At 51.5% G+C, this 23,413-nt stretch carries 19 protein-coding genes; 5 read left to right on the top strand and 14 right to left on the bottom strand.

What is annotated here, in order from left to right; all coding sequences use genetic code 11:
- Window positions 1-41 precede the first annotated feature (41 nt).
- Together K0H81_RS03970 and K0H81_RS03965 are read right to left on the bottom strand one after the other, a co-directional pair.
- Window positions 42-995, bottom strand: coding sequence for a LysR family transcriptional regulator (locus K0H81_RS03970; RefSeq protein ID WP_220059970.1), 954 nt, complete (start codon window positions 993-995; stop codon window positions 42-44).
- On the bottom strand, window positions 982-1,959 hold the full coding sequence (locus K0H81_RS03965; RefSeq protein ID WP_220059969.1) for a LysR family transcriptional regulator: 978 nt from the start codon (window positions 1,957-1,959) through the stop codon (window positions 982-984). Before K0H81_RS03965 ends, K0H81_RS03970 begins: the two co-directional genes overlap by 14 nt.
- A gap of 518 nt (window positions 1,960-2,477) precedes the next feature.
- Here K0H81_RS03965 and K0H81_RS03960 point away from each other — a divergent pair.
- Entirely contained in the window at window positions 2,478-4,655 is a 2,178-nt protein-coding gene (locus tag K0H81_RS03960) for an OmcA/MtrC family decaheme c-type cytochrome (protein ID WP_220059968.1), read from the top strand.
- Window positions 4,656-5,811: 1,156 nt separating this feature from the next.
- On the top strand, window positions 5,812-6,888 hold the full coding sequence (locus K0H81_RS03955; RefSeq protein WP_220059967.1) for a hypothetical protein: 1,077 nt from the start codon (window positions 5,812-5,814) through the stop codon (window positions 6,886-6,888).
- Between the two features lie 426 nt (window positions 6,889-7,314).
- Here K0H81_RS03955 and K0H81_RS03950 read toward each other — a convergent pair whose 3' ends face one another.
- The 4 genes from K0H81_RS03950 to K0H81_RS03935 form a co-directional block, all read right to left on the bottom strand.
- Window positions 7,315-8,328 (bottom strand): IS110 family RNA-guided transposase, encoded by a 1,014-nt coding sequence (locus K0H81_RS03950; RefSeq protein ID WP_220059966.1) that lies wholly within the window; start codon window positions 8,326-8,328, stop codon window positions 7,315-7,317.
- 310 nt (window positions 8,329-8,638) lie between these two features.
- The gene (locus K0H81_RS03945) at window positions 8,639-10,048 is read right to left on the bottom strand and encodes a hypothetical protein (protein ID WP_220059965.1); all 1,410 of its coding nucleotides are present in this window, start codon (window positions 10,046-10,048) and stop codon (window positions 8,639-8,641) included.
- A 69-nt stretch (window positions 10,049-10,117) separates the two neighbouring features.
- Window positions 10,118-10,639: a hypothetical protein gene (locus tag K0H81_RS03940; RefSeq protein ID WP_220059964.1), complete on the bottom strand. Its 522-nt coding sequence runs from the start codon at window positions 10,637-10,639 to the stop codon at window positions 10,118-10,120.
- Window positions 10,632-11,453 (bottom strand): winged helix-turn-helix domain-containing protein, encoded by an 822-nt coding sequence (locus K0H81_RS03935; RefSeq protein ID WP_220059963.1) that lies wholly within the window; start codon window positions 11,451-11,453, stop codon window positions 10,632-10,634. Before K0H81_RS03935 ends, K0H81_RS03940 begins: the two co-directional genes overlap by 8 nt.
- A 458-nt stretch (window positions 11,454-11,911) precedes the next feature.
- Here K0H81_RS03935 and K0H81_RS03930 point away from each other — a divergent pair, with 458 nt between their 5' ends.
- Together K0H81_RS03930 and K0H81_RS03925 are read left to right on the top strand one after the other, a co-directional pair.
- Entirely contained in the window at window positions 11,912-12,733 is an 822-nt protein-coding gene (locus K0H81_RS03930) for a cytochrome c3 family protein (RefSeq protein ID WP_011864565.1), read from the top strand.
- An 11-nt stretch (window positions 12,734-12,744) separates the two neighbouring features.
- Complete coding sequence (locus tag K0H81_RS03925) at window positions 12,745-13,269, top strand: hypothetical protein (RefSeq protein ID WP_220059962.1); 525 nt, start codon at window positions 12,745-12,747, stop codon at window positions 13,267-13,269.
- A 180-nt stretch (window positions 13,270-13,449) separates the two neighbouring features.
- Here K0H81_RS03925 and K0H81_RS03920 read toward each other — a convergent pair whose 3' ends face one another.
- The 6 genes from K0H81_RS03920 to tkt all read right to left on the bottom strand — a co-directional run bounded on the left by K0H81_RS03920 (window position 13,450) and on the right by tkt (window position 20,772).
- Entirely contained in the window at window positions 13,450-13,905 is a 456-nt protein-coding gene (locus K0H81_RS03920) for a winged helix-turn-helix domain-containing protein (RefSeq protein ID WP_011864563.1), read from the bottom strand.
- A 247-nt stretch (window positions 13,906-14,152) separates the two neighbouring features.
- Complete coding sequence (locus K0H81_RS03915) at window positions 14,153-14,893, bottom strand: DUF481 domain-containing protein (protein ID WP_144199441.1); 741 nt, start codon at window positions 14,891-14,893, stop codon at window positions 14,153-14,155.
- A gap of 239 nt (window positions 14,894-15,132) precedes the next feature.
- Window positions 15,133-16,197, bottom strand: coding sequence for a class II fructose-bisphosphate aldolase (gene fba, locus K0H81_RS03910; protein ID WP_011864561.1), 1,065 nt, complete (start codon window positions 16,195-16,197; stop codon window positions 15,133-15,135).
- A gap of 153 nt (window positions 16,198-16,350) precedes the next feature.
- Window positions 16,351-17,526, bottom strand: a complete 1,176-nt coding sequence (locus tag K0H81_RS03905) for a phosphoglycerate kinase (RefSeq protein ID WP_220059961.1) — start codon at window positions 17,524-17,526, stop codon at window positions 16,351-16,353.
- Window positions 17,527-17,627: 101 nt separating this feature from the next.
- On the bottom strand, window positions 17,628-18,644 hold the full coding sequence (epd, locus tag K0H81_RS03900) for an erythrose-4-phosphate dehydrogenase (RefSeq protein ID WP_144199445.1): 1,017 nt from the start codon (window positions 18,642-18,644) through the stop codon (window positions 17,628-17,630).
- Window positions 18,645-18,777: 133 nt separating this feature from the next.
- Window positions 18,778-20,772, bottom strand: coding sequence for a transketolase (gene tkt / locus K0H81_RS03895; RefSeq protein WP_220059960.1), 1,995 nt, complete (start codon window positions 20,770-20,772; stop codon window positions 18,778-18,780).
- 523 nt (window positions 20,773-21,295) lie between these two features.
- Between tkt and metK the strand changes: the two genes are divergently transcribed.
- Window positions 21,296-22,447, top strand: coding sequence for a methionine adenosyltransferase (gene metK / locus K0H81_RS03890; protein ID WP_011864557.1), 1,152 nt, complete (start codon window positions 21,296-21,298; stop codon window positions 22,445-22,447).
- Between the two features lie 71 nt (window positions 22,448-22,518).
- On the opposite strand, the gene K0H81_RS03885 is transcribed toward metK, so the two are convergent.
- Together K0H81_RS03885 and K0H81_RS03880 are read right to left on the bottom strand one after the other, a co-directional pair.
- Window positions 22,519-22,965 carry a VanZ family protein gene (locus K0H81_RS03885; RefSeq protein WP_220059959.1) on the bottom strand — a complete coding sequence of 149 codons (447 nt, stop codon included), beginning with the start codon at window positions 22,963-22,965 and terminating at the stop codon, window positions 22,519-22,521.
- Between the two features lie 59 nt (window positions 22,966-23,024).
- Window positions 23,025-23,411 carry a hypothetical protein gene (locus K0H81_RS03880; protein ID WP_220059958.1) on the bottom strand — a complete coding sequence of 129 codons (387 nt, stop codon included), beginning with the start codon at window positions 23,409-23,411 and terminating at the stop codon, window positions 23,025-23,027.
- Window positions 23,412-23,413 lie beyond the last annotated feature (2 nt).

Below are 23,413 nucleotides of genomic sequence, written 5' to 3'. Positions count from 1 at the left end.
GCAAAACTAAAGCCCACACTAGACGCCTGACGGAATCAGCATTACTGATGCATGGAAAGGATGTAATCTTCCAGGCAGTGTTGCAGCCAAAATGGCGTCGTCACCTTGCCACTCGCATCGAGCCTTAGCCATAGATAGACTGTGGGGTGGCTGAAGTTTTCCAAGATGATGTTGTCCTGCACAAGCTCTATCTGCTGTGCGCGCAGCCCTTTGATGTTTCTCAGGAAGTTTACGGCTCCCTTCACGCCGATGATAATGATGGCATCTGAATTTAACAGGCTGTTGGCCGCACTACCCAAATCGGGCGCCGTGGCATAGATCTCTAACTGCTTCCCGACTCGCTTGGCATAGTTTCCCAGCGGCGACTTGTTGGCGGGGAACGGCATGGTCCTCAGCTTAACCAAGGGGTAATCGATCATGTTATCCACATTGGGCGCCTGCCAGATGGGATGATCTTCCCGAGCAACAAGATAGCCGCCACGATGCTGAATAACGGATTTAGACAAGATGGCGCGATCATTTGCCCGCTCAAAACAGATTGCAGCGGCGATCTCGTCGTTGAGCAGTTGTTGCTGGGTCGATTCTCCCCAGGGGGACGTGCTCACCATCAACTCGCTGTCAAAGACACGATAAGCGGCCTGCTTGACGCTTTGGGTTAAATTAACTTCCAACTGAGGCACGGTGGCGATTTCAACATGGTCGTGAACCGCCCCAGTCACACCACGCATCAAGAGATCCACTTGCTGACGACACGCCAGCATCTCGTTAAACAGAGGGTAGAGGTCGTGGGCCCTGTCTGTCGCTTGAAACTGGCTTTCCCTGCGAATAAACAAAGGATCATCGAATACGTTACGCAGTGCCGCCAGGGCACGGCTTACCTTGGGCTGTGACAGGTCTAAATGATTTGCCACCTCGATGGCGTTCTTCTTCACATACACCTGGCAGAATATCTCTATGGTCGCTAAGGAAATATCCAGCAGCTTATCCTTTGGCATAGCCAGCTCCTTCACAGTTGAGAATGACATTTCCCTGGATATAGGAAGCTATCTCCTGCTCCAACCATGGCGGCCTGTTCCCCCCTTCCCTCAGCTTGGTTAAGTAGTGGCGATGACCATCGGCGCGGCGATTGAGTAGCCTGTTTTGATCCTCCGGCAACGCCAGGGCCGACAGATTCGCCTTAGCACATAGGAAGGCGACCGCATCGCGATAACAGATAAAGGTTAATGCATCGCTACGCTCCAGCTGAATCATGAGATCCGACAGCAAACAGACCTTAGCAACCAGGTTAATGGGCAATCCCCTGTCTAGTGCATAGAGGATAAGCGGGTCATGCTCCTGCTCCAGCTCATGACCGTTAAAGCTTATATAGGGATATTGCAGCATAGCCTCAATATCCGCCCGGGCTTCGTGATGGAAAATCGGATGCTGCTGATTGCCCACCAGCACATAGGCGTCTGCCCGCGCGACAAAGTCAGACGATAGACGCTCAGAATTAAATGCCCTCAGGGTAATGGCTAAATCCACATTCTGACGAATAAGTAGCTTGTCGATATCATTGCTACAAGGCTTGATATTGAAGGTATAACGCTGCTTAAGCTGCGAGGCCTTGTCCTGAAGATAACTTAACAGGTTTAGCGAAATAGGGGGCGGGCAGGCAATAGTAAGCTCGGTATGAGACTGCTCGGTATCCTTACTGGCACAGGAGAGACTCGCCTCAGACAGGGCTAACATCTGCTTCAGGTGAGGATAGATGCTCTGGGCAAAAGGCGTGTGTTCGAAACCATGCTGCCTGCGGACAAACAAGGGTTCACCGAAGGAGTGGCGTAATGCCTTTAAACTCCGGCTGACTTTAGAAGATGCCACCCCGAGTTGCTGGGCCACCTCAGTGGCATTTAAGGTATCAAACAGTAAGACAAACACTTTAATATTGAACAGGGTATTAGTATTAATCTTGCTCATGCCTCTCCTTGAAGAATCGCCTTAAATTAGGCTTAAGTGCCGTTAGCTAATGTACGCTAAGTCACCTGGCATTACGTTTATCCAGTGCAAAGTTTTGTCTCTTCCCCCGTGCATTTGTTAAATATGTGACATAGAAAAACGCCATGCCTCTCGGACACAGATAACCGACAACCGGGAATAACCCGACACCATAAAAACAGAATACTTCATATTAAACATAAGGATAGATAGAATTAGGCCTTTGCAGATAAAATTCACTTTTGCCATTTGCATAATATGAATATGAGAGTTCCACTTTCTAAAAAGCGAGATGCCTCACTGGTAACAGTAAGCCAAACAGACCAATACACTAAAAGCATGGGCGCGAGCAAAGCAAACACCAAGCAAACTCAAAACTAAACAGCGTTTTATGCAACTGAAAACTTTATTATTAAGGTGATGTGCTTCATATCTGACAAAAGCCCGCTTCTTTAACATTTCTCCTGGCTATAACCCCAGTGGTTTATCTTGGAGAAAAAATGATGATAACAACAAAAACAACCACACTGGCGGCACTTATCGCTTCGGCAATGATGCTGTCGGCCTGTGGAGATGGGAATGATGGAAAAGATGGTATCGACGGTGAAAATGGTCAACCCGGTACACCGGGCACACCTGGCGCCGTCGGTTTACATATTGATATGGCTGAAGACGCTATCGCCAATATCACCAATGCCAGTTACGCCGACGGTATCATTAGCGTGGACTTTGAGCTGGAAAATCGCCAAGGCGTAGGCCTGTTTGGGTTAAGTGGTGAGAATCCGTTTCACGATTTCCGCTTCTCACTGGCACAGCTGCAAACCCATGAGGGCAGCGACCTGAAACAATGGATATCCCTGCTCAACGACACTACTAACGACGACGGCACCACCTTTGAGCAAGGTTTCGAGAAGATTAAAGACTGTATCGAATGCCTAGTCGATCATAATGATGGTAGCTACACCTACACCTTTAACACCAACCTGCTCACCGCCGAAGATGCCGCCGGTATCGAGTTTAACCCTGATCTGACTCAACGTATCGCCATTGAGATGCAGTTCGAATATGACTCGGGCCATGAGCTGGCAGAGAATGCTCACTTCGACTGGATCCCCTCCACCAACGGCAGCGAAGGCATAGAGAGCCGAGAGCTGGTGACCATGCAGACCTGCTACACCTGCCACCAAGTCGATAGCCTCAAGGCACACGGCGGCCGTCGCCTGGACCTGGAGAACTGCCAGGCCTGTCATAACGGTATAGTCACAGATCCCAATGCCATCTCTGTAGAGTTTGGCCACATGGTCCATGCCATCCATATGGGGCCACACCGTGAAGGTAAAGACGCAGATGGCAATGTGGTGCCCATGCCATACACCATCGCCGGCTACGGTGGCGATCATGCCTTCGATTACCCCGCCTTCCCGACAAAACCCTTCATGGACTGCGCGGCCTGCCATGTCGAAGATAACAACTTGGCAGACAAAGATCTCTGGCTTGCCAACGCCAACGCCAACGCCTGTACTGGCTGTCATACCGACTCGCCAGCCCAGCATCAGTCAGACAAGAACCCGGCGCTAAGCTGCACCGACTGCCATAGCGCCGCAGTGCATGGCGATCATGCCAAGCCCTATCAGGCAGCGAAAGACTATGATGTCACCGTCAGCAAGGTCGCCATCTCTGCCGCCAACGAAATCAGTTTCGACATGGCCATCACAGATCCAGCCGGTAACCTGGTGAGCCAGCAAGAGGTCTACAAGCTTGGCTACAGCAAGCCTTACATGGTGGTTAGCTGGGACGTCGAGAAAGATTATCCCGACTATGATCAGTCGCCCTACAGCCAGCGCCGTATCGACATCAAAGATCCCACCAAGGCAACCTGGAATGCCGACAACAGCGTCAGTGTAAAGGTCGCGATGAACTTCCCAGTCGACATCGCCTCACGCTCGCTGGAAATCCTGCCTGTACTCAAGGTTTGCTTTGCAGAAGGCAGCGGCACCCGTGTTAGCTGCGATGCCGACAACGCCTACCCTGCCTATGTGCAGACCGATGCCTTACGCACCGTGCTTGATGACAGTGAAGCCGTGGTGGCCGATCGCCGCGCCATCATCGACAGTCAAAGCTGCTATGGCTGCCACAGCTTTGAGTTCTATCATGACTCAAACGGCGTCAACTGTATCGCCTGCCACACCAATGACAAGAAGCTGGGCGCGGTCGAAGACGCCAACGGTGACGCCGTTGCCTGGGGTGAGATGAAGTCCACCAGCTTTATGTTCAAGGCCCACAAGGCAAAAGGCCACGACAATGGTCATGGCGGCAGCGGCACCCTGCTAAAGACCGACTGCATGACCTGTCACTCGGCCGAGCAAGGCTGGGGCGGCCTGTCCTACGGCTTTGAACTGGGCCGTAACCCAGGACAAGCCCATACGGTACCTAGCTTCATCCCAGGCAAGAGCAACGACCCTGCGGTCAACCCGGTAGCGACCTGGTACGCCTCATCCGATGCCGCAGCCTGCATGAGCTGTCACCAGAAGTATCTCTCTGAGGCAGCCGTGGCTCATATGGAGGGCAACGGCGCCTACATAGGTGCCGACAAGGCCAGCGCCAAGGCGGCACGCGAAGCCTGTGCGACCTGCCATACACCTGAGAAGCTGATGCACGCTCACGGTCATCAACTGTAAGACCCAAAGGTGCTCGCCCTCACCGAGCACCGAGTTCCACCCTGCAATGTCAAAGGCACCTTCGGGTGCTTTTTTTGCCGCTAAACTTTTTGTTTAGCAATTAGAGGGTGCCATACGAGCAGTGTATTCATTCGAATTTTCTGTGTTGTAGCGTCTACCTGAACTTTTGTTGGAACGCGAGTTGAAGGTCGTACCTTCATGGCAATCTAACGCCTGCCCGGCGGGTGCTGTACATGGATGTACCAATGTCGTGATCACAGGGATGTGAAGGAACGACGCATGTGCAAACACTATTTTGGCACGGTGAGTGAAGCACAGCTTCAAACTAACGAACGAGAGGCATGGATGCCGAACTGGCCTTTAAACAAGGAAGTTGTTTGAATATGTCCCTATACGCTCCGCGGCAGTACTGACCTACATGGATGTAGGGAATGCCAAAAAATGTAGGGAACATTTTTGGCCCTGCCGCCGTGGGCCAAAATCGTGTTTACACTGGGTATCCAACGCCTCTTCGATTTAACGTCATTATTTGCTTCAATGGTTTCTGGCTTTACCCTTACTTGAATTGACTAGGGGATTGAAGGTCGTACCTTCATGGCAATCTAACGCCTGTCCGGCGGGCTTGTTTGTTCACATTTCGCTGCTGTAGCGTCTACCGAGTTTGTTGTTGGGATGCGAGTTGAAGGTCGTACCTTCATGGCAACCTAACGCCTGTCCGGCGGGGATCGTGCAAACACTATTTTGGCACGCTGTGAATATGTCCCTATACGCTCCACGGCGGCTTCCCTGCCGCCGAGGGCCAAAATCGTGTTTACACTGGGCATCCAACGCCTCTTCGATTAAGCGATTTCTGTTGCCCGCAGACACAAGTCATTCTTTCTTAATCAAAATACTTCACATAAATACGATAAGCGCTCTTGAGCCCAACTAACAAGATAGATTAAAGTATAACCAGTTAAGGACAGAGCTGGGCAAACTCGTCATCAATCTAACGAGCACGCCATTTAAGGAAGAAGAAGCCATTCAATTATGCGCCAAATCAACTCTCTTAAAAATTTACTTTGCCCTCACTTTTTAGACACAGAAAATCCAAGGTTGTAATTGAGCCATTATCGACCGGATGTGCAGGTAATTAAAATTTCACTGGAGTTATAAAATGGAATATAAGAACGCATTTATACTAATGCCATTTACTGAATCATTAAATGAGGTGTACGATTTTTTGATAAAAGGAGCGCTTATTGATGCAGGATATGAAGTAAAAAGAGCTGATGACATTAAAAGTCAAAGCAATATTTTAGAGGATATTGTCAAAGGCATTATGGAGAGTGATTTAATCGTTGCAGATCTAACAGATTCTAATGCCAATGTATATTATGAACTTGGTATTGCTCATGCGATGCAAAAAAAAGTAGTACTTATAACTCAAGAGATTGACGAACTTCCTTTTGATCTAAAATCATACAGAGTAATAGGTTATTCCACGCACTTTTCTAGAATGCATGAAGCAAAGACTGAGCTTCTTCAACTGGCTCAAGAAGCTTCAAAAGGAACGCTGCCTTTTGGTAACCCTGTTAAAGATTATGCAAATACTCGAGCTGATAGCACTCCGGTATTCCCTGTTGTTGTTCACGATAGTAGTAAAGAGCTAGAGTTAGAATTAGGTTTTTTAGACCATATTGTACAAGTTGAAGAAAACTTTGAGGACTTAACAGACATTGTAAATATCGTCGGCAGTAAAATGGTAGATGAATTAACGCCTGAAATAACCAAGACTACCCAAACGCTTACTACAAATAGTTTGACGACTAAACAGAGACGAAACTTAATAAAAGATTTAGCTATTCACGTCGATGATTATGCAAGCTTTTTAAAACCAAAAAATGAAAATTATAGAGAATTAAATAAAATATTAGAAACAAGTATCGAGATCGTTTTAACTTCAAGTCAGAATCACGATGAAGAATCTAAAGAAGGTATTGGAAACTTTATATCTGGCTTTGAATCACTGCAAGACGGAGCTCAGGGCGGACGCGATGGTTTCGTAAGTCTGCTCACTACAATGGAAGAACTTCCAAATTTAGAGAAGACCTTTAACCGAGCAAGTAGAGAATTACAGCGAGAATTACGAATTTTTATAGATAATATTGATCAAACAATCTCAATGGCATCAAGAGCAGTGACATTGGGAAAATCTTTATTAGCTAAAGTTTCAAGTAAAGCTACTTTTTGATACGTATTTAAAAATAGCAGTTTAACCATATATTTCAAATGGTTAAATAAAATTTAGCACCGAAGCACTGGTACAAAATGCTGCTAAATCGAAGAGATGAATAACTAGGTGTAGATACGCCGGTGAGCTTCCGAAACAGGGCCAAAAATGTTCCCTACATTTTTTGGCATTCCCTCCATATATGGACACCTCGATAGATTCAATAGCTAATTTGTTAGTAACAAAAGATATTACTGCATCCGTATATCCGACCTGTTTATGAGCATCTTTGTGCTCTGGCCTTAATGAGAACCGCGCCTCTATGCCTTAACCGTCCGTCCGAACTCTTTGGTTCATGGATTCTCTCAGGGGTTGTAGAGGCCGGTATTACCTGTTGTTACATTACTATTTAGCAGTACATGGTTTGCTTTACTCTAAACTTTAAATTTAAACAGCTCTGAACTCTGTTTTCTTAAATAGAATGGCCCAAACAGTTCTTGCTAACTTATTAGCCAGCGCGACTGCAGACTTGTGACTGCCACGCCGTTCGATGAGCGTTTTAACCCAAACAGACAACCTATCTTGCGCTGTTTTACAGTGCCTGATAATCGACCAAGCACATTGAATGAGTAGCTTCCTGAGGTAACGGTTACCTCGCTTGGTTATCCCACCAAGATTTTGTTTTCCACCGCTTGAATGTTCCTTAGGTACTAAACCGATATTGGCTGAGAAATGTCTACCATTCTTGTAGGACGAACCATTACCAGCAAAAGAGACTACGGCTGTTGCCGTAATCTCTCCTATTCCCTTTATTTGCATTAGCAGTTTAGCTCCTTCGGAAGCCAGGGCTTGCTGTTTGATATCCTTTTCTGATGACTTTATGGCTTCATCAATCGCGCCCCACTCTTGGTGTAGCAGCGTAAAGTGGACTCGAGCTCTTTCGGTTAATCCATTTTCTGCATCTTCAATTAAGTCAGGTAATGCTGCTTTAAGGCTTTCTTTGCCTTTTGCGATGACAATGCCATATTCATTTAGCAGGCCTCTGATTTGATTAATCAATGTTGTTCTGGCGTCGACCTGCCTTTCTCTGACTCGATGCGCCAACATCATATCAACCTGCTCTAGGGTTCTTGGTTCTACAAACTGCATGTTGGGTCTATGCGCTGCTTCGCAAATGGCGAAGGCATCATTACGGTCATTTTTATTGCCTTTGACAAATGGCTTCACATGCTGAGGGGGAATTAGCCTTACCTGATAACCTTGGGCTTTTAAGCTTCTTCCCCAGTAATTTGAACCGCTACAGGCTTCCATTGCTATGATTGCATCAGGATATTGAGCTAGAAACGCCATAAGTTGATGTCGACGAAGTGCACGATTAAATGCAGATTTACAAGCCTGATTCACGCCGCAAACTTGAAAGACGTTTTTTGCCAAATCGATACCAATTAGAGTAACTTTCATAGTGGACACCTTTTGTTGATATTGAACGTGCAAATTCAATATGGCGCTTTTGACGCCGACTTCACAAGAGGTGTCCATCTCATCATCCATGGAGGTCAGATGTTTCGGCAGAGCCTACAGGGAACGTACTTGCGGCGTCTCACAGGCGTATCTGCACGTAAGGTCGCTCATTCACATCCATGTGATCGCGACATTGGTGCATCCATGCACTGCACCTTCCGCAGGCAATTCAAAACAATGAAGGTTAACGCTAGAATCCACTAATTCAGAGCAAAGTCAGTCGAAGCTGAAAACTTCTACTAAGGGCAAGTTAGCCCTCAGTCTCATCGTGTTCCATCCCAATGGCCTCTACCCCATCTGGTAGCGCACTCTCACTGATATCCACTATGGTGGAGCGGTTCATGGTGATCTTGTAGCGGGCAAACTGGGGTGGCTTGCGGCCCTCTTGCAGGGAGAGCACCAGGTTGATCTGGTAACGGCGCTCTACCGAGTCGCTGCTGATCTTACCGTCGGCCTCCTTGTAGATCTTGGCCTTGCCGCGCTCCAGGTAGCGGGCGAAGGGGGCCAGGCTAAAGTTTACCTGCTCCTGTATGGTGGAGTAGCCAGCGAGGAAATCTTTGCTGGCGATGCGCGAGTTGATGCCATAGTGGAGTATGTCGGCGTCCAGCTTGTTCTGGCTGTGGCGGCGCTTCAATATCTCGTCTATCTCCTCGGGGAGATCCTTAGACTTAACAAAATCGATCCACACGTGCTGTTTGGCGATCATCGCCTGGCTGGTGGTGTCCCGCAGAATGCGGCTCCAGCGGGGACGGCCCTTCTGGATCACCCGCCACAGGGCATTGCGAATATCTTCCTTGAAGATCTCACGAAAACCATAGATCACCGCCAGGGTGAACACCAAGGCCATGGTGAGGCCGCTGAAGATCCCCTGGGCCTTGATGATGAGCGTTGAAACCACCAACATGACGAAGGCGGTGGCTATGCCCGTGGTCATCTTCTTCAGGCCCACACCGAGACGCTTCTGCTCCTCTTTCAACACAACCCCTTGCTGGATCAGGCGGCGCAGCAGCAGCATCTTGTTGGAGATGCGGTTCGGGTCACTCTGGGTCTGGGAGGAGTTGTAGTTCTTGCTGTCGCGGTAACTGTTCTCGCTGCGGCACAGGTTGATCACCTCCTCCACCACCTCGCTGTAGTCACTGCTGCGGGGCGCGTGGGACATGAGTTTCAACAGGCGCTGCTCGCAGAACCAGGAGAGGTAGTTGTCGGCATTCTCGAAGTAGTGCTTCCACTTAGGATCGCTGGGCTCGTTACGGCGAAACTTCTTCAGTAGCTGAGTGACGATTTCGCTCAGATCTTTGAGGGAGGCGTAGAACTGCTCCACATCCTCCACCTGCGCCAGCTCCTTGCTGTCGGTCTCGATAGCCACGGCAAACTGGTAGGCAAACAGGTTGAGGTAAAGCCTAAACTCCTCGACGGTACGCTTCTTCTGACTGATGAAACGCCCCTGCACCAGCGGCAGATGCAGCCCGGAGGAGTAATAGGAGCGCCGGCCGGCGATGGCCGCGTGATAATATTCTTCTTCGTCGAGGCTCTGGGGATTGATCCCCATCTCTTTGGGCAGAAAGAAATAGAGGTCGAGTCGTCTATGGTCGCCCACCTTCATCTGATGGGTAAACTTGATCGACAGAGACTCTTCCTGCTTGATATTAACCTTAGACACAAAACCTCAGAATAATAGAATTATTTCAGTAATTTAGAAATGCACATCCTGAGTATAGCCCAAGTGCGGCTATTGCACTATACGGCAGCCGCAGACGGTGTTACTCGGCTGAAACAATACCACGGCATAGTCCCTGTGGGGATCTAATTCCAGCGGCTCGATAGAGAGGTTGTGCATCCCCTTGCTGTCTAAGTTAAAGGAGCTGATATAGGAGAGGTACTGCATGTGTCTTGGCATGGCATCTGTCGACTCGGCGCCGCTCTCCTCCTTGGTCTCAACCGAGAAGTTATAGCGGCCGTTAGCCTCATCGAACTCGAGGTACTTGCCCTGCATGCGTATGATCCCCGCCGAGGTGCCGTCGAGATTGAAGTAGCGGTAGTTGATCTGCGCCTGTTGCTTCTTGGCCATGATATCCACCAAGAGATAGTGGCGCCCCTCCGCCTGGGCGTCGTCGCGGCGGTCGAACAGCTCAGAGCTACAACTGAGCATCAGGGTTTCGCTGGGATTGAGGTAGCGATAGCTGATGGTGATGCTAATCGCCAGCAGCCCCAGCACGATAATATTGATCGCCCACAGCACCTTTCTATTCACACAAAGATACCTCTTTAAACCAGGCCTCGGAGATAAACACCTTCTGCTGCCTGTAATCGGTTAACTTAAGGTTGCGCACCAGAGATTGTCCCATCCTCTCGCCGCGCATGGTGATGTTAAACACCTGCTTATCGTGGGAGAGCGACATATAGACCTCTTTCCAGGGCGAGGACTCACAGCGCTCGAACGCCTGGGACATCTTCTCTGACAGGCGCAGTAGCGAGGTGTTATTGGTCTTGGACTTGGCGTAGCTGATAAACATCACCTTCTGCCCCGACTCCAAGGTGATGCCATGGCGCAGATAGGGCTCTGTATGTTGCGCCTCGAAATTGACCGAGGAGAAGAGCTGCAAGGAGACCAGCGCCCCCAGCAGCAGGACGATAAGGCCAATCCACAGCTTTATCCAGCGATGACGCTTGCCAAACAGCCAGGCCAGCACAGCCTCGATCCGCTCGCCAAGGCCATGGGGCTCGCCGTTTGCCGAGGCGTTATCGGTATGATGCACAGACGAGGGAACGCCGCTATCCAGGCGCAGGCGATAGCCCTTGCCCTTAACGGTTTCTATCATGTGTTCGTGCAGCGGACCGAGGAAGGAGCGCAGCATAAATACCGCCCGCGCCACCGACGAATCGCTTAATGGCGGATGCTCGTCATCCCCCGCCCCTAAGACGCGCTTAGCCACTACCTTGTCACTATTGGCCAGCAGGAGCAGCAACACCTGCAGCTCGGCGCGCGGTAGATGCCACTCTTCACCCGTTAACTCATTGGTGAGCACGCCTGTATGTCTGTCAAATCGGCAATCACCCAGTTGCATCTTGGTTACTCTTTCATTTCGCTGTGCATAAGCTTATGCAAACCTAGCAAAAAAATCTGTGATCCCCTCTATCTCCTCGAAAGTCATCTAGAAAATACCCTTACAATAGTTGTGGAGTTATGCGCTCTGTGATCCCCGCCCCCTTCTTCGTGCACTAAGCCCCAATATTTATCCCTGGCTGAAACCTCGCAAATTAACATGAATATTACAAATAAAGTGACCAACCTCACATCGCAAAACATAACAACGATGAAAGCTCGAGGTGTTAATTAATTAAATCGATAAAAGGCGCCGAAAAAATCGGCGCAGGCAGATGCGCGCCTAGCCCCAAGCTTCATCCAGCCCAGGTCACACTATTTGCAATCTACCCAGACCACACTGGCCTCAAGTTCAAACCGGCGTATCCCTTTAACCACGCCAACAACAAAAATAACATCTATCCAAGTGAGGACATTGTCATGACCATCAATAGACGCCAAGCACTTAGCCAAATCATCGGCATCAGCACCGCCGCGGCAGGCGCAACCCTAATGGGCACATCTGCCTTCGCCGCCACCGACGAACAAGGTAACTACAAACTGGAACTGGGTGAGAAGCTCAAGTATGTCCCCCTGGATCCTATGGCAACGGCCAAGCTCGCCTACGAGACAGGCGGCGGCTGTATGCACCAGGTCTTTCACGCCCTAGTCACCATGCTGGCCAACTCTGAAAGCGCCGACGCCGCCAAGTTTGCAACGATTCCTACCGCACTGGCTGGCTATGGTTGGGCCGGTATCGTGGGTCAGGGCACAGTATGTGGTAACAACAACGCCACAGGTATGCTGGTGAACATACTCGACGACATCAATGGCCAGAACGCCGCGGTGATCGGCGCCTCTTTCCGCTACTACGAGGTGACCGAGCTGCCTTTCTCCAGCGACGAGTTCGTGGCCGGTATCGGTTCTACCGCCGAGAAGACGGCACTTGTAGGTAAGTCATCTGTTGCCAACAGCATACTGTGTCACTCCTCTATCAGTAACTGGTCTAAGGCCTCAGGCTTTACCTTCAGCCAGAAGGGTGAGCGTTGTAAGCGTCTGTCGGCCTCAGTGGCCTACCATGTGGTCGAGCTACTTAACCGTGCCTACAAGGGCGAAGATATCTCTGCCCTGCCTGAATCAAAGCCTTCGAGCGAGGCGCAAGCTTGCCAAAGCTGTCACGGCGTAGAGAGCACCATGGGCAGCGCCGCCAGCGTGAAGTCTGACATGGAATGTACGACTTGCCATACCGGCCACTTTAACTAAAGGAGCAGGTCATGAATGAGAAGTTATTAACAGCCCTACTGGCAACGGCGCTAATCTGCGGCGGCTGCGGTAGCGACGACAATGACAATGATGACAACGGCGGCGAGATCACTCCGCCACCGGTTGCCGACACCATAGATGCCGGTGAGGCATTGGCCATCAACCTGACCCTGGCCGAGTTTGACGGCGAGACGGGCACACTCAACTTTGCCCTGAAGGATGATGCCGGCCTGGCCATCACCAATGCCACGGATTACCGTATCGTCTACTTCGGTTTCCCTGATAGCTCCACCACCTCACGTAACGCCAAGGCGTGGAAACACTGGCACGTGACCCAGAGCTACTCATGCGACAGTGCCGCCGGCGATTGCCAGGGCGTGCTGCAAGAAACAGACAAGGGTCAATACAGCTTCGATGCCACGGATCTTAACTGGGACGCCAACACGGCGCCTGGCTCGGTGAAGGAATACAAGGTAGGTATCGAGATCAAAGGTGCCAAGGCGACCAACGAACTGGTTCTGCTCCCCTCCACTTAACCCACTGCACCACTTTGAGGGCCATCACCTAACGTGTGGCCCTTTTTTTATGTCCGCTCTTGCCACTCTTTCGGCAACAGCAGAGAGCTGTCAGCTAAATAAAGCCTAAGTCTAAATCAAAGCTAAACCAGCGCTAAACCTGCCCAGCAAGCGGGACACGGCCATAGATAGAAGAAGGGGTTATTGCTCGCCGATGATCTCGGCTAACGAGGGCAGATAGTTGAAGGGCTCAAACACTGAATAGATGAGCAGAAACAGCAGTAGCAGCTGAGAGATCAGCAGTATGTATTGCTGCTTGGTCATGCGTCGGATAGGTCCATTGCCCAGCAGCTCGCGGTGGGGCGAGAGTTTGCTGTGCAGTATATAGCCCTGATCGTCCACCGACTCCAGCAGCTTGCCCGACGGACTGCCGAGAAAGAAGCGGATGCGATCCACCGCCTGCACCAGACGTGCCATGTTGGCGTCATCTTCGGGTAGGCAGGCCAACAGATCGGCATTGGACATCACTTGACCCCGGTGCTCGGTCAATAATTTAAGTACGGCAAACTCCGCACCTGGCATTAGCCAGCTGGTGTCATTGTCCTGATTTGACAGCGTCGACTGGGACGGCTCAAACCAACAGCAGCCTATCTGCATCCGGGTCTCACACTTAAGGGGAAATTACACAAATATCACGACGCCTGTTAAGGCTAGCGTCTAGTTGTTAGTGTGACATTTTACCCGGCTGACTTTCGTGACAATCAGCACATAACCCATTAAATTATCTGAATAATTATGATACATCCCGATACAGATTTAAGCCCGCTTAGGCTTAATTTCAGCCTGATTTCAGACAAAAAAAAGACGCCCCGAAAGGCGTCTCTTAAACCCAATAAAAACCCTATTAGAAAGAGTACAATAGCGTCATGTTGGTTTCGGTATCTGTGCTCTTCTTGTCGTCCAGCGGCTCGCTGTTGTAACGCACGATGACGGCAAACTTCATCGCCAGGGCGCCAACGATGTTAGCCGTGATAGAGGTTTCAGAGCGACCTTCCAGGCTCTCACCGTAATCGGCCACAAACAGCTGCTTAAACTTAGAGTTGTCGGTGATCTCGGTTTCGAAGTTCATCACACCGTGAGCCACCCAGCTCTCTTCGGTGTCGTAACCCGCTTCGGCGGCGCTCTCATCGTCCAGACGCTTGTACTGGAAACCCGGACCCACTTCGACGGCGAAGGTCGTCTTCTCGGTATCGACAAACTTGTGACCATAACCGGCAGAAACCGTCGACTTAGAATCGAAGCCGGTAAAGGGATCGATCTCGTGGTTGGCGTTGGCAAACATATAGTTCACGTCGCTGAACTTGTAGTTGCCCTGTACCAGGCCGTAGTAGCGCTTACCCGTCTCTTCGCCGCTGTCCTCTTTGTAGAGGGCTTCCAGCAGGTATTGGTTTTCCCAGTTACCTAGCTCGTGCTTCATGTCCAGACGGCCCTTGAGAGAGGTCGTCTCAGTATTACCCGTAGTCACCGTCGCACCCAGTTCGGCGTCGGCGGCAAAGGTTCTGTCACCCTTAACGAAATCGGCGCCCGCGTGCGCTGCGAAAGGGGCCGCCATCAGGATGGCCGTAGCCGTCAGCAATTTTTTCATTATCTGTTTACCTATTTATCTAAGTCCCTTAAAAATTGGCGCAATAGTATCACCCGGCGCACAGAAATGAAAATTGCGCTTGCCTTTCCAGCATATTGAACTAACAGCTCAGCTAATAACGAGAGTTAGTCCTTACTCTTTGTGGCGTTTTTACCATAAAAAAAGCCCGCCAAATTGGCGGGCCTTTGTTTTATATCAAGCTTTGATATCAAGCATTCATATCGGGTCGTCAGACCGAATTAGTTCACCTGTGGATCTAACTCGCCAGACTGGTATGCCTTATACATGGCCTGCAGTGACTTAGGCTTGATCTTAGAACCCATGCCCGCCGCACCGAAGGCTTCGTAGCGAACGGTACAGATGTCTGCCATCGCATCCATAGAGGCTTTCAGGAATTTACGTGGGTCGAACTCGCTTGGGTTCTCCGCCAGGAACTTACGTACCGCACCGGTAGAGGCCAGACGCAGGTCGGTGTCGATGTTAACCTTACGCACGCCGTGCTTGATACCTTCGACGATCTCTTCCAGTGGCACACCATAAGTTTCAGGGATGGCGCCGCCATACTGGTTGATCACTTCCAGCCACTCTTGCGGCACAGAAGATGAACCGTGCATGACCAGGTGGGTGTTAGGGATACGTGCATGGATCTCTTTGATGCGGTCGATACGCAGCACGTCGCCAGTAGGCTTACGGCTAAACTTGTAGGCACCATGGCTGGTACCGATAGCGATGGCCAGGGCATCCACGTGAGTATCGGCCACGAAACGCGCCGCTTCTTCCGGCGTGGTCAGCAGCTGATCTTCGCTCAGGATACCTTCGGCGCCAACACCATCTTCTTCACCGGCTTGACCAGTTTCCAGGCTACCCAGACAGCCGATCTCACCCTCTACCGACACACCACAGGCGTGGGCGAAAGCTACCGTCTTGCGGGTCACGTCGACGTTGTACTCGTATGAAGCCGGTGTCTTACCGTCTGACATCAGTGAGCCGTCCATCATGACTGAAGACATACCCAGCTGGATAGAACGCTGACACACGTCAGGGTGAGTACCGTGATCCTGGTGGATACACACAGGGATATCTGGGTACTGCTCGAGCGCCGCCGCCATCAGATACTTAAGGAACTGAGGACGAGCATACTTACGCGCACCGGCTGACGCCTGAACGATAACCGGGCTGTCTGTGGCTTCAGCCGCCTGCATGATGGCGCGCATCTGCTCCAGGTTGTTAACGTTGAACGCGGGAACGCCATATCCGTGCTCTGCGGCATGGTCTAGCAGTTGACGTAGGGAAATTAAGGCCATTTTTAACTCCAATAATAGGGTGGCAATCGGGCCATGCCCGCTTAACCACCGAGGTCACTATCGTTTGGACAGATTTTGATACCGACAGAAAGGTCGCGAACTCCTTGCGACCCGACTATCGGCGGTTTCTTATAATACTAATTATTTTTTTACTTATTCGCCGCGGCTTTCCAGCATCGCCACAGCAGGTAGTTCCTTACCTTCCAGGAATTCCAGGAAGGCGCCACCACCGGTAGAGATGTAAGAGACCTTGTCGGCGATGTCGTACTTGTCGACCGCCGCCAGGGTGTCACCACCGCCCGCGATAGAGAAGGCAGAAGAGTCGGCGATCGCCTGAGCGATACGCTTGGTGCCTTCACCGAACTGGTCGAACTCGAACACGCCTACCGGGCCATTCCAGACTATGGTGCCGGCGTTCTTGAGGATCTCGGCCAGGGCCTCGGCGCTATCAGGGCCGATGTCGAAGATCATATCTTCATCCGCCACTTGATGGACCGCCTTGAGGGTCGCGCTCGCCGTTGGGCTGAACTCGCTAGCAACGACAACGTCAGTTGGTACTGGGATGTCGCCGCCACGGCTCTGGGCATTGGCTACCAGGCGCTTGGCTTCATCGATTAGATCCGCTTCATAGAGAGACTTACCCACGTTGTGACCGGCAGCGGCGATGAAGGTGTTGGCGATACCACCACCCACGACCAGCTGGTCGACAATGCCAGAGAGGCTCTCGAGTACGGTCAGCTTGGTCGACACCTTAGAACCACCCACGATGGCCACCAGCGGACGCGCCGGGTTGTCCATCGCCTTACCCAGGGCTTCCAGCTCGCCGGCTAGCAGTGGACCGGCACAGGCCACAGGGGCGTACAGGCCAACACCGTGAGTCGATGCCTGGGCGCGGTGTGCGGTGCCGAAGGCGTCCATCACATACACGTCACACAGGGCAGCCAGCTTCTTGGCCAGCGCCTCGTCGTTCTTCTTCTCGCCGACGTTGAAGCGTACGTTCTCGAACACCACGACTTCACCGACATTGGCTTCTACGCCGTCCAGATAGTCTTTAGCCAGACGTACCGGGCAATCCAGCGCCTTGTCCAGGTAATCCACAACAGGCTGCATAGAGAATTCGCTGTTGTACTCGCCTTCGGTCGGACGACCCAGGTGAGACATCACCATCACGGCCGCGCCTTTCTCCAGCGCCAGCTTGATGGTTGGCAGAGAGGCACGCAGACGCGCATCGCTGGTGACCACACCATTGCTGACCGGGACATTGAGGTCTTCACGGATAAGCACGCGCTTGCCCTGAAGATCTAACGCTGACATATTGATAATCGCCATTTCACGTTTCCTTAAGTTTAAAGTTAAAAATAAAAGTTAAAGCAAAACTGGGCTACCCACCGCCGGGACGCTTCACCGGCCATAGGTTAAAATCTTTAAAATCAGGCTCTAACGGCCTTTATCATCTCTAAACTGGTGTCCAACATACGGTTGGCAAAGCCCCACTCGTTGTCACACCACAACAGCAACTTCACCAGATGGCCGTCGCTCACCCGGGTCTGGGTGCCATCGACGATACTGGATCTGGGATCATGGTTAAAATCGCACGATACTAATGGCGCATTAGTATAGCCCACAACCCCTTGGTATGAGCCATTTGCTGCCTGAGATAATACCTGGTTCACTGTATCGATATCGACACGTTTATCTAAGGTGACCGATAAGTCAATTGCAGTCACATTAATTGTCGGCACGCGCACAGATATCGCCTCGAACTTATCCTTCATCTCGGGCAAGATCCGCTCGATCCCTCTGGCCAGCTTGGTATCTACTGGAATGATCGACTGCCCCGCCGCACGGGTGCGTCTTAGGTCGTCATGATAGGCATCGATCACCTGCTGATCGTTCATCGCCGAGTGGATGGTGGTAATGGCGCCGCTGCGTACCTTAAAGGCGCGGTCCAGCACCTGGATTATGGGCACCAGGCAGTTGGTGGTGCAGGAGGCGTTAGAGACCACCTTATGTTCGGCCTTGAGATCTTGATGATTCACGCCGTAGACGATAGTAGCGTCCACATCGCCGGATGAGGGATGGCTGATCAGCACCTGTTTGGCGCCCGCCCTGATATGGGCCTCACAGGCCTGACGGTCGATGAGGGCGCCCGTGGCCTCGAACACGATATCGATATCCAGGGATTGCCAGGGGAGCTTCTCGGCATCGGCCTCATGGAGCAATTGGATACGATCATCCCCTATGGTCATCACATTGGCGTCGAGTGACGCGGGAGACTGAAAACGACCATGGGTGGTATCGTATTGGGTCAGATGAAGCATGGCTTCGGGGTTGGCGAGTTCATTAATGGCGACAATCTGAATCTGATCCCGCTTGCCTGACTCATAGAGAGCACGAAGAATCGAGCGACCGATTCGGCCATAACCATTAATAGCAACTTTAATCATTAAGTGCTTCTACTCCTAACACCGTCCTGAGATAGGCTTTCTTGATGCGACAACGGCCTATCGTTATCGATAAGCCGAGTCATCATGGCATAGAGCAACTGCTTGCCCTATGCCCTTTTGCAGGCACTAGGCCTTAGAGAATAGCGCTTGCCTTAGCAACCACATTCTCAACGGTGAAGCCGAAGTGCTTCATCAGCGCGCCGCCTGGAGCAGACTCACCGAAGGTAGTCATGCCAACGATAGCGCCATCGAAACCGACATACTTGTGCCAGTAATCGACGTGAGCCGCTTCGATGGCCACACGCTTGGTGACTGACTTAGGCAGTACAGACTCTTTGTAGTCGGCGTCTTGCGCATCGAACACGTCGGTAGATGGCATAGAGACCACACGTACCGCCTTACCTTGCTCGCTCAGTGCCTTAGCCGAATCCAGTGCCAGCTGCACCTCACTACCGGTTGCGATCAGGATTAGATCTGGTGTGCCGGCACAATCTTGCAACACATAAGCACCCTTGGCGATGTTAGCCAGTTGCTCTTCGCTGCGTGGCTGTGCAGGCAGACCCTGACGGCTAAATACCAGTGAAGTCGGCGCGTTACGACGCTCGATAGCCATCTTCCAAGCTACGGCAGTTTCCGCCGCATCACATGGACGCCATACCATCATGTTTGGTGTCATGCGCAGGTTAGCCAGCTGCTCAACCGGTTGGTGAGTCGGGCCATCTTCACCCTGACCGATAGAGTCGTGGGTGTAAACGAAGATGTTTTGAATGCCCATCAGCGCAGACATACGTACCGCGTTACGCGCATATTCCATGAACATCATGAAGGTCGCGCCGTAGTTGATAAAACCACCGTGCAGCGACACACCGTTCATGATGCCGCTCATACCGAACTCACGCACACCATAGTAGATGTAGTTGCCGGCTGGATCTTCCTGGATGCCCTTAGAACCAGACCATAGGGTCAGGTTAGAACCGGCCAGGTCAGCCGAGCCGCCGAGCAGTTCAGGCAGGATAGCGCCAAAGGCCGCAATAGCGTTTTGTGATGCCTTACGGCTGGCGATGTTCTCGCCCTTCTCTTGACACTCTTTGATGAAGGCCTGCGCCTTCTCTTCGAAGTCGGCTGGCAGTTCGCCAGTGATCACGCGGCGCTTATATTCCGCAGCCAGCTCTGGGTAAGCGGCTTCATAGGCAGCAAGCTTCTCGTTCCAGCTAGATTCGTTAGCCGCGCCCACTTCTTTGGCATCCCAACCCGCGTAAACGTCTGCTGGGATCTCAAATGGACCGTGTTCCCAACCCAGGAATTCACGAGCCGCAGCAATTTCGGCATCGCCCAGTGGCGCGCCGTGACAGTCGTGACTGCCAGACTTGTTTGGTGAACCGAAACCGATAATGGTCTTGCAGCAGATCATGGTTGGCTTGTCGGTAACTGACTTGGCTTCTTCGATTGCCGCGCGGATAGCATCGCTGTCGTGGCCATCGACACCGGCAATCACATGCCAGCCGTAAGATTCGAAACGCTTGGCGGTATCGTCGGTAAACCAGCCTTCGACGTGACCGTCGATAGAGATGCCGTTGTCATCCCAGAAGGCAATCAGCTTGCCAAGACCTAGGGTACCCGCCAGTGAACAGGCCTCGTGAGAGATACCTTCCATCAGACAGCCGTCGCCCAGGAAACAGTAGGTGTAGTGGTCAACGATATCGTGGCCAGGACGGTTAAATTGCGCCGCCAGAGTCTTCTCGGCAATCGCCATACCTACCGCGTTGCTGATACCCGCGCCCAGTGGACCGGTAGTGGTTTCAACACCTGGGGTGTAACCATACTCAGGGTGACCCGGCGTCTTAGAGTGCAGCTGACGGAAGTTCTTCAGCTCATCCATCGGCAGTGCATAACCCGTCAGGTGAAGCAGAGAGTAAATCAGCATAGAGCCGTGGCCGTTTGAAAGGATGAAACGGTCGCGGTCGACCCACTCTGGGTTGTTCGGGTTGTGCTTCAGGAAATCATTCCACAACACTTCGGCGATATCGGCCATTCCCAATGGCGCACCTGGGTGACCAGAGTTGGCTTTCTGAACGGCATCCATACTTAACACACGGATAGCGTTTGCGAGTTCTTTACGAGATGACATGCTCTCTCCTGCTGATTTGAATGTTGGGGATTTTGCGGGCCGATTTTGCGGGCAACAATGGGGGCATATTTTCCCCTACTCGCGGATGGGACGCAAATAAAATTCGCCCTTTAGCTTAGATTAAATCCATCTAGACGCGAAAAAGTGCACATCGATGACACTCAAGATGACCCCAGGCAAAACCTCACCTCGCCGCTTAAACTTCTCCGTCGCCCTCACCAAAATTTGCGAGCATAAGACTGAGCAGGCAGACCCGACTCGCCGCGATCTTCATCTAACTGGCCTAAGCGATCCTTTGGCAATAAAAAATCGCGGCCTTATAACAACAATAAAAATCCAACATTAACAATATTTTAAGTTGTACTTTTATTTAAACTCATCCGAAGCATTAGAATATTTACCCGGTTTTACTCCACAATTTTCATCGAAAAGGGTGTTATCCGATCTGATTTCCACTAAAATGGCCGTCTAGATGTAGATACTTCTACACATTCGAATTGTTTAAAGACGAGATTTTTCCATTATGGCAAAGCACTTGTTTACCTCTGAGTCGGTCTCAGAAGGTCATCCAGATAAAATCGCCGATCAAATTTCTGATGCGGTACTCGACGCGATCTTAGAGCAAGATCCTAAGGCACGTGTGGCGTGCGAAACATACGTCAAAACCGGCATGGTGATGGTAGGTGGTGAGGTGACCACTTCTGCATGGGTCGATATTGAAGAGCTAACCCGTAAGACGGTTCGCGAAATCGGCTACACCCACTCAGACATGGGCTTCGATGCCGATTCTTGTGCGGTACTCAACGCCATTGGTAAGCAGTCTCCAGACATCAACCAGGGTGTCGATCGCGCCGATCCTAAAGAGCAAGGCGCCGGCGACCAGGGCCTGATGTTCGGTTACGCCAGCAACGAAACTGACGTACTCATGCCAGCCCCTATCACCTATGCTCACGCATTGGTGAAGCGTCAGTCAGAAGTGCGTAAAGACAACACCCTGCCTTGGTTACGTCCAGATGCCAAGAGCCAGGTGACCTTCGCCTACGAAGACAACAAGATCGTCGGCATCGACGCCGTGGTTCTCTCTACCCAGCACTGCGACAGCGTCAGCCAGTCTGATCTGATCGAAGGCGTGATGGAAACCATCATCAAGCCTGTGCTACCGGCACAGTGGTTGAACAAGGAGACCAAGTTCTTCATCAACCCAACCGGCCGTTTCGTTATCGGTGGTCCTATGGGTGACTGTGGTCTGACGGGTCGTAAGATCATCGTCGACACCTACGGCGGCATGGCTCGTCACGGCGGCGGCGCATTCTCGGGTAAAGACCCATCAAAAGTTGACCGCAGCGCGGCCTATGCGGCCCGTTATGTGGCGAAGAACATAGTGGCTGCCGGTCTGGCGGATCGCTGTGAGATTCAAGTTTCTTACGCTATCGGTGTGGCCGAGCCAACCTCTATCAGCGTTGAAACCTTCGGCACAGGCAAAGTCTCTGAAGAAGTGCTTATCGGCCTGGTTCGTCAACACTTCGATCTGCGCCCTTATGGCCTGACCGAAATGCTCGACCTGGCGCGTCCTATCTACAAGGCAACTGCGGCTTACGGTCACTTCGGTCGTAACGAGTTCCCTTGGGAGCGCACCGACAAGGCTGAAGCCCTGCGTGCAGACGCTAAGTTGTAAGATTGGTTCTCGCCAGTCAGCAAAAAGCCGCCCTTTGGCGGCTTTTTTGTATCTTGGTTAATGAGATAATATTAAGCTCGACGAGAGGTCTCATTACCCGTAGATAATCGCTTCTCTAGATAGAGACTCATCAGGCTGAAGAGCAAGATACCGACCCCATCGGCCACTAGATCATAGCCATCGAAGCTGCGACTGGGAAAATATTGCTGACTGCACTCCTCGATGATCACCACAATCGCCACCACCACAGCCCCCAGATAAGGCCTTACCTCCAGTGGCCCTAAAGAAAGTCGCCCTAAAGAAAGCCGCCCGAAAGAGACACGCCTGAAGTTGCTGCCCACAACGGCAAACAGGGTAAGGGTGCCAAACAGCAGCATATGCCCCAGCTTGTCACCAAAAGGTATCGCATGGGCCAGCTCAAACAAGGGGTTAGTGCGCCCGGCATCGGCGCTGACGATCAGCCAGACCAGGAAGCCACTGAATAACACGCCCAGCAGGGCAAAGGTTCTCACCATCACAATCGACTCATCCTTGATATGTTCATTCCAGTTCTCTGCTGTAACGTCATCAATGCCGGCTAGCAGTGATCGAAGTGGGCATACTGCATGCACATGAAACTCAGCTGCTGCGCATTTAACAGTGGCACCTCAACCTTTTTGGCCGTCGCCAACTGCGCCTCAGATGGCGGCGTCATAGGCCTTATCTCGGCGCTGTAGGCGTTACTAAAGCCGCAATCAAACCAGTGCTCATGCCACTTGGCGACGTAAACCGCGCGCGGCTCGCCGCTGAGCTCGAGACACTCATAGTTAAGCGCCGCTTGGTCCGCCAAGGCGTTAAGCAACTTGAGATTATCCAGGGCGCTGAGGGTGACACCGGCATAGGGCTCAAGCAGCTGGGCGAGACGGGGCGGGAAGTCTTGCATCTTGCTCTCATTCATGTCACTCTCGGTATTATTGCTAGCCATAA

This window comes from Shewanella halotolerans, from assembly GCF_019457535.1.
GTDB classification, from domain to species: domain Bacteria; phylum Pseudomonadota; class Gammaproteobacteria; order Enterobacterales; family Shewanellaceae; genus Shewanella; species Shewanella halotolerans.
The sequence above is the reverse complement of the archived record's forward strand: the minus strand, read 5'-3'. Positions and strand labels throughout refer to the sequence as shown.